A 7,853-nucleotide genomic window follows, 5' to 3' on the forward strand; every position below is an offset into this window, starting at 1 on the left:
GCGATTTATGTCACTGCGCAAACAGTTATTTCTCGCCATTTGCCTGTTCCTGCTGGTGGCCTTCAGTGGCAGTTTTTTTGTCAGCCTGGAAAGCTCCCGCGAACAAACACTCAGCCAGTTGCGCTCCCACGCCCAGGACGCCGCCACCGCGCTGGGTTTGTCGCTGACCGCACAAATCGACGACCCGGCCATGACCGAACTGATGGTCAGTTCGATTTTCGACAGCGGCTATTTCCGCAGCATTCGCGTGGTCAACATCGTCGATGAAAAGGTGTTGGTGGAGCGCAATGCCTCCGCAAAAATCGACGGCGTTCCGCGCTGGTTTGTCCGCCTCGTCAACCTGAGCCCGGAAGGGGGCGACGCGCTGATCATGCGTGGCTGGGAACAGGTAGCGCGGGTCGAAGTGTTGAGCAATCCGCAGTTCGCCCTGGCCAAACTCTGGGACAGTACGCTCGGCAGTCTGATCTGGCTGCTGCTCTGTGGATTGCTCAGTGCGGTGTTCGGTGGCTGGTTGTTACGCCGGCAATTGCGCCCGCTCGACAAAATGGTCAAACAGGCCGAAGCCATCAGCAAACGCGAGTTCCTGAGCCTGCCGAAACTGCCACGCACACCGGAATTGCGGCGCGTGGTGCTGGCGATGAACCAGATGGTCGAGAAACTCAAGGCGCTGTTCGCCGAAGAAGCCACCCGCAGTGAAAAACTGCGGGCCGAGTCCTATCAGGACAGCCTCACGGGCCTGGCCAATCGCCGTTTGCTGGATGAACAATTGGCCGATCAGCTGCTGATCAGCGAACAGAGCAGCGCCGGCCATTTACTGATGTTGCGGGTCAACGACCTGATCGGCCTCAACCAGCGCCTGGGTGGTCAACGCACCGATGCATTGATCAGCGCTGTCGGCGAACTGMTCAAGCGTCTGACGCATTTGCCGGAACGTCGCACCTGGTTGGCGGCACGCAATCGCGGCGGGGAGTTCAGCCTGCTGACGCCGGGCCTGGATGGCGCCGACGCCGAACGCCTGGCCTCGGAAATAAGTGCGACCCTGGAAAACCTGCGCCTGACCGGCGCCAGCGATTGCATGCCGGTGGCGCATTTGGGCATCGTCCCCTACCACCCCGGCGAACCGGCCAGCGACGTGCTGCTGCGCCTCGACCAAGCACTGACGCAAGCCCGGCAACATCCCGAGCGGCCGTGGGTCCATCTGGCCGACACCGCCACCGCGAACAACCACTCCCAGCATGACTGGCGCAGCTGGATCGACGACGCCCTGACCCACGGCAAACTGCAACTGTATTTCCAACCGGTCGTGCAATGCGCCGACACCAGCCAGGTGCTGCACCACAAAGTCCTCGCGCGCCTGCTCGACCCGCAGGGCGAGGCGATTGCGGCCGGGCATTTCCTGCCGTGGATCGAGCGTCTCGGCTGGTCCGCGCGGTTCGACCTGACGATGCTCGAAGCAACCCTCGACTATCTTGTCGTCAACCGCTGGCCCCTGGCGTTGAGCCTGTCCGGTAGCACCCTGCGTGACCCGGCGCAGCTGCGACAAATCATCGACCTGCTTGATTCACTGCCGGAACTGGCACCCCTGCTGACCCTGGAGATCGACGAACGCCAATTACCGCCGCCGGAAGAGTTGCAGCGCCTGAGCCATAGCCTGCTCGATACCGGCTACCGCATCGGCTTGCAGCACTTTGGTGGCAGCTTCAGCCAGATCGGCAACCTGACGCAGCTCGGGTTGGCGTATTTGAAAATCGATGGCGCGTACCTCCGCAGCATTGATGTGCAGCCTGACAAGCGGCTGTTTATCGATGCGATTTATCGGGCGACCAACAGCATTGATCTGCCATTGATTGCGGAGATGGTGGAGACGCAGGGGGAGTTGGAGGTGATTCGGGAACTGGGGTTGTTTGGGGTGATGGGGCGGTTGATCGGGCCGCCGGAGCCGATGTGAGTGGTATGACCGCTCGTCTTAAATCTGTGTGTACCTGTCAGATCTGACAGTAGCCGGCTGCTCCGGACCGGGTGTCTGATACCCATCAGCCCATCCTATCCTTCAGGAGTTACCCCATGACCAGCGTTCAAGCCGACGCTTTCGATAACACGGTTTTGGTGCTCTATGCCCCCAGAGTGCCCGAAGCCACCGAGCCGGTCGTGGGCGCAGATGTTGGCGTACCCCTGCGTATTTATGACCTGGCCCCCATGGGCGCTACTGTTTTGGTTGATCCCTACCTGGGTCAAGAACCGGGCGATACCGTCTCCCTCAATCTGAACGGTCAGCCCGGCATCGACAGTCAACTCACTCAGGCCGAGGACGACACCGTCACCCTCTACATTCCGAAAAAGTTGCTATTCGCCGACATCATCAATCGCCTGACCTATACCGTCACGCGCAGCAGCCAGAACATGGGCACTTCCGAGCCACCGCTGGAGCTACTGTACAACGCCATTCGGCCCGGCAATCAGGACACGGATCCCGGCGAGGATGGCCACTCCCGGCTGGAGCTGATTTTGCCGGATGCCATTAAAAATGGTGTCGGCCCGGACTTTCCCGCAACGGGCGCTCAAGTGTGCGTCTCCTACCCGTTTTGCCGGGCCCACGACCTCATCCGCCTGAACTGCAATGGCCACGATGTGTTTCACAAGGTCACGGAACTGCAAGCGCCCAGTCCCGGTTCCGACGAGCCTGTCACCGTGTGTTTCACTGTGAGCCGCGCCGATCTGGAGACTGCCAGGGACCATCCGCAATTCAAGTTTTCCTACACGGTCACCGACCAGCTCGGTAATGGGCCCGATACCGATTCCCCTTGGTCGGCGACGCAGATCGTGGATGTGGACCTGGCCGGCAGCCGCTTGCCGATGCCCATCCTGCGGGAAATCCAGAGCGACGCGGCAGACGACCCCAGCCTCATCGACCTGGAAAAACTGGGCAAGAATCCGCTGCTGCTGATTGTGCTGACCAACGATCCGCGCTTCCTGCCCGGCGATACTCTCAGTGCGACCTACACCGCCAAAGTCACCGGCCAGCCAGACGTGGTGGTGACGGCAAATGGCGTCGTCGACGCGGACGAGTTCGGGCAGAAAAAACCTTGCGTGTTGCAAGTGCCCAACGACAGCGTCATTGCCGGCAGCCTGGTGACGGCAACGTATCAGTTGTTCAGAAACGGCACGCCGATCGGCACCTCCCGAGTGGCCTCGGCCCGGGTCATCGGCGAAGGCTTGCCGGACCTGTTCGCGCCAAGGCTGCAGAAATCCGTCAATGCCGTGCTCGATCCGCTGGACGTCGCCAACCTGCAAGGCGCCAACGGCCAGGTTGAAGTGCTTGGCCACCGCGTGGGCGACACAGTCCAGCTCATTGTGGAGGGCGCCCCCGGTGCGGGCTCTCCCACCTTCACCGCCCAGCCTCTGAACGCCAATAGCCGCGCCAACTTCCCGCTGGACAAGGCGTTCGTTGCGGCGAACATGGGTAAACCGGTCAAGCTCAGTTACCTGCTGTTTCGTGACGGCAAGTCCCATGTGTCGCCAGTGTTGAACTCGTCCATTGGCCGGATCCCGGATAGCCATCCCGGTTTACCGACACCGCACGTCGACGGTTCACCGGGTACGACACTGGATGTGAGCAAACTGCAGGCCACGGATCAGCTCCGGGTGGCTGAGTGGCCCCATCAGGTGCTGGGGCAAAATGTCTGGTTGCGGTATGACGGATTCGATATGAATGGCGCCCCGGTTTACTTCGACGACCGCACTGGCGAGCCCCATGGCACGCTTCCCGGGTTGGGTCGGCCAGTGCCGCTTGATTGGTTGAAAACACTGAAGGATGGCAGTGCGCTGACGATCAGTTTCAGGGTGAATTTTGAGGGTGTTGCCGACAATGCAACAGCAGTGTCATTTCCGTCACGCGGGTACATCGTTAAATCCGCTGTCCTGATCATCGACCCATCCGACATGATTCTGGACGGCTTCGCAGTTCATGCCGATGTCACCTGGACATTTTCTGGCTTAGACGCACCGAACAATACCGCTACTCGCATTCCAACGGGGGGACCCCCTCCTTACACCTATACCTCCGACAACCCAACGATTGCATCAGTCATGGATGGCAAGGTGGTTGGGACGGGCAATGGCCGCACAACGATACGGATCACGGACAACAGCGGTATTACCGCCAATTTCCAGGTGCAAGTATCCAATGTGTATCGATTGATCGTTAGTCCCAAAAAAATGAACCATGCCGAAGGCACCGCCTGGGCAGCGAGCCACAGCCAAATTGTCGATTTCCAGGATGTCAGCCTAAGAGAGATCCTGTTAACCGATATCTACAGAAAATGGCCAAAAACATCCGAATACCTGGATAACACTGGGGCTAATACAATCCGAATCGCTCGCATTCCGGTACCGGCACAAGGTAATCAAGATTCGCACCTGTCGATTAGGTACAACACAAACGAACGACCCGTTTGGTACTTTCATTCAACTCCACTCCCCTACACCGTCACCACATGGGTGTTGAAGCAATAACCCCTCTGCATGGCGTTATGGATATTGGGCAAATAAAAACGAAATGTTTAAAAGACATCTCCAGACACTCACTCAGGCTACACATCCTTGCGCCGTTACCTACGACTGCGCCAGAATCCGCCGGCTTGTGCGCTTTGTCCCTGATCTTTATCGTTTCCGCATCGCTGCCAATCAGCGATCGGGTTTAGCGACCCGGACTATTCAAAGTGCATCAGTGCTCCAGACTTTGTTGCAGACTTTTGACGTCGGCAATAACGTTATGGTGGCTGTATGCGGGAGACCTTCGGGTCTACCGGGTACCTTTGACCGGTTCGCTAACCTGCATACAGTCGCCACCCTTACGTGTTTAGCGACAGGTTCTGGTGGTCTTGTTTTTCAAAGGAGCTTCACCCTGTTCAAAATCACACCCAACCCGCCCGAAACCGACGACGTCTCCCCCTACGAAACCACCGATTCCAAAAAGCTCAACACCGCCGCCGATCGCGCCCTAGACTACTATCTCAAACCGGTCATTCCCAAAGACACCCCGCGTAAACCCAGCACGATCTACTTCGTCGGCTCCGACACCGATCACGAAACCCTGCTGGTCAACGCCTGTGAGACGTTGGCCTCAGCGAGCGTGATGTTGAGTGATTTCGCGGGACAACTGAACGGTACACAGCGCCACACCCTGCTCGGCATTCAAAACTCCGTCATGTTGGGCGAACTGGCGGTGAACCGGATGCTCGACAACGTCGACCCACAGGGCTGACGCGGATCTACAGTCAAACGCGTATCTGTGAGGTGTTTGATCGGGCCGCTTCGCGGGCATGCTCCGGGCGTCGATCCGACGATAGCGATTTCACCGACGAAAAAATCCCGCCACTCCTCACACAGAAGTGGCGGGTTTTGTCGTTTCAAACTCTGTGGCATCGGCCCGTAGAGCGATACGGGATCGTTCATCGAGCCGATTGTTGGAGCAACCGTTCGTCTTAAACCTGCCAAGACCTGTCAGATTTGACAGTAGGCAGAACGCCTGAATCACACCATAAATGACGTTGTCGCTCATTCCTCCGGCAGGAGTTTTCGCAATGCTCATTCAACCGTTGAAAAACCTCGCCCCCCTGGCGCTGCTCACCCCGGAGATTCCCGGCGCTATCGAGCCCCAGGCACCCGCTGATGAATGGGGCATCAACCTCGCGGCGGCGGTGGGCAACTTTCCTGACAAGGGCCTGAAAGTCCAGATTCCCATCTGGTCGAGCAAGAGCCTGGGCGACAAAGTCGAGCTGCTGCTCAACAACAATGTGGTGGACCAACACACCATCAGTGACCCCGTCGAACTCCGCGAGCGCACCACGCTGTTCGTCGCCCCCGGCCGCCTGCAAACGGGCAACTGGGCACTGGCCTACCGCGTAACGCGGTTGTCGCAGCAGCCCGAACTGTTTGCGCCACCGCTCAAACTCTACGTCAAATTCGAACTGCCCGGCGGCCAGGACACAGACCCGGATTTTGGTCATTCCGGGTTATACATGGCCTTTTTCCCGCCGGAGGTCGTTCAGGACGGCGTCGACAAGGACAGCGCAAAAAACGGCGTGGATGTCATCGTCCAGGCCAAACCCGGTAGCGGCACTGACCGGCCCTACGAAAATATCGCGGTGGGCGACGTGATCACGGTGAGCTGGGGCGGCCAACTGGTGCTGTCCACGCCAGTCACCCAGGCGCAAATCGACGCGCCCCTGACCAATCCGGTCAAGGTTCACATTGATGAAGCCACGATCCTGGCCGCCGGGGACTCCGGCACCGAAGGCCTGGCCGTGACCTTTATGGTCCGCGACCGGGTGCACAACCAGGCTGAGGACTGGTGCAAGGAAACACGCATCGTCGTCGACACCGGTAACTCGCTGCTGGACGCGCCCATTCTCGAGCAGGCTGACGGCAACATGCTCGACCTTGACACGCTGGGCGAGGAGAAGCTGCTGCTCCATGTCTGGGCGGCATCAGCCGAGTTCAATCAAAACGACGTCATTATCATGAGCCTCAAGGGCACTACGGTTGACGGTGATCCCATCAACATCACTGTGCGCCAAGCCATCGAGAAGAAACCACCGACCGTGGTCGAAGTGTTGCTCGACAACGCGGGCGCCCGTGCGCTGGCAAAAACCCAAGGGGTGTTTTCCTACGTACTGGAGCGTTCCGGCACGATCGTCAATCGCTCCAAGGGCCGCTTCATCAACATCATCGGTGAAGCCAAACGCCTGGCCGCGCCCATCGCTCTGGACGCAACGAGTGGAGCACTCGATCCCGATCTGGCCGGCACCCGCATTCGCATTCCTCATGACCCGCTGATCACCGCCGAGAATGGGATAGAACTCAAATGGTTCGGCACCCGGCAGGACCTCACCACGTACGACCCCGAACTGGAGTGGTTCGTCCCCAGCACGGATGAAGCCAATGACCCCGATGGTTTCGTCATCGTTGTCGAGGGCAAGCACCTCAAGACCCTCGACGGCGGCACCCTGGATCTTTCTTACAACCTGCTCAGCGATGACAACGGCACCATCGTCCGTCGTGGTTCACAGCATGCGGCGCTGTTGAACGTGGGTGAAGCGCAATTCGAACTGGTCAAACCGATTGTTCTCGGTGAAGTGGATGGCGCGCTAGAGCCCGACGAACTGCCCGGAGGCATCGGAAAACTGACCGCGCCGAGGCCGATCGCGACCCCGACCGTGTCCGGAGACGTCGTGACTTACACCTGGCTCGGGGAGGTGACCGGCAAGAAAGAGGACTCGATTACCCTCAATGCGCTCTCCAAGGACAGGGACGTGAACTTCGCCCTCAACGTTCAGTTCGTGACCGACCACATCGAACCCAATCGTGGGAAGAAGATAACGGCGAGCTACCGGATCTTGCGGAGCGTGACAGGAAAATACAGTTATTCGAATCTGTTGGAGTTCATTGTCGGTGAAGCGGTGAGCCTGGATCCTCCGACCATTGACTCGGTGAAMGGCTCGCCCAGCAACGACGAGATTCCAGARGGCAGCAACACCGTCGAGACCAKCGTGGTGCTGACCGGTACGGCCAGTAAAGGTCAGAAAGTCGATGTACTCGACGGCACCGTGTCCAAAGATCAGCCCATCGCCGATCCGACAACGGGCATCTGGACCCTGACCGTCAGCGGCCTGGCGGTGGCGGAGCACCGTTTTACCGCCAAGGCGCTTTACGGCACGGGCCAGGTTTCRGCGGAGCGCACCCTCACGGTGGTCGCGGTTGTAGCCCCGACCATTACCACGGTGAAAGGCTCGCCCAGCAACGACGAGATTCCTCAGGGCGGCAACACCGTCGAGACCAGCGTGGTGCTGACC

3 protein-coding genes and 1 pseudogene are annotated in these 7,853 nt (G+C 59.2%); all 4 read left to right on the top strand.

The window, feature by feature from the left end; translation table 11 throughout:
* Window positions 1-7 precede the first annotated feature (7 nt).
* Entirely contained in the window at window positions 8-1,948 is a 1,941-nt protein-coding gene (gene lapD / locus AC1D2P_RS20995; RefSeq protein WP_477811572.1) for a cyclic di-GMP receptor LapD, read from the top strand.
* A 116-nt stretch (window positions 1,949-2,064) separates the two neighbouring features.
* Window positions 2,065-4,512 carry a hypothetical protein gene (locus AC1D2P_RS21000; protein WP_477758188.1) on the top strand — a complete coding sequence of 816 codons (2,448 nt, stop codon included), beginning with the start codon at window positions 2,065-2,067 and terminating at the stop codon, window positions 4,510-4,512.
* A gap of 391 nt (window positions 4,513-4,903) precedes the next feature.
* Window positions 4,904-5,263: a DUF6124 family protein gene (locus tag AC1D2P_RS21005; protein WP_477758190.1), complete on the top strand. Its 360-nt coding sequence runs from the start codon at window positions 4,904-4,906 to the stop codon at window positions 5,261-5,263.
* A 319-nt stretch (window positions 5,264-5,582) separates the two neighbouring features.
* Window positions 5,583-7,853, top strand: a pseudogene (locus AC1D2P_RS21010) (hypothetical protein); the annotation flags it as partial.

This window comes from Pseudomonas sp. P1_F1_2 (assembly GCF_056405815.1).

Excerpts from the sequence above, each read along its gene's own strand:
- AC1D2P_RS21000 (WP_477758188.1), top strand. The coding sequence starts at position 2,065 with ATGACCAGCGTTCAAGCCGACGCTTTCGATAACACGGTTTTGGTGCTC.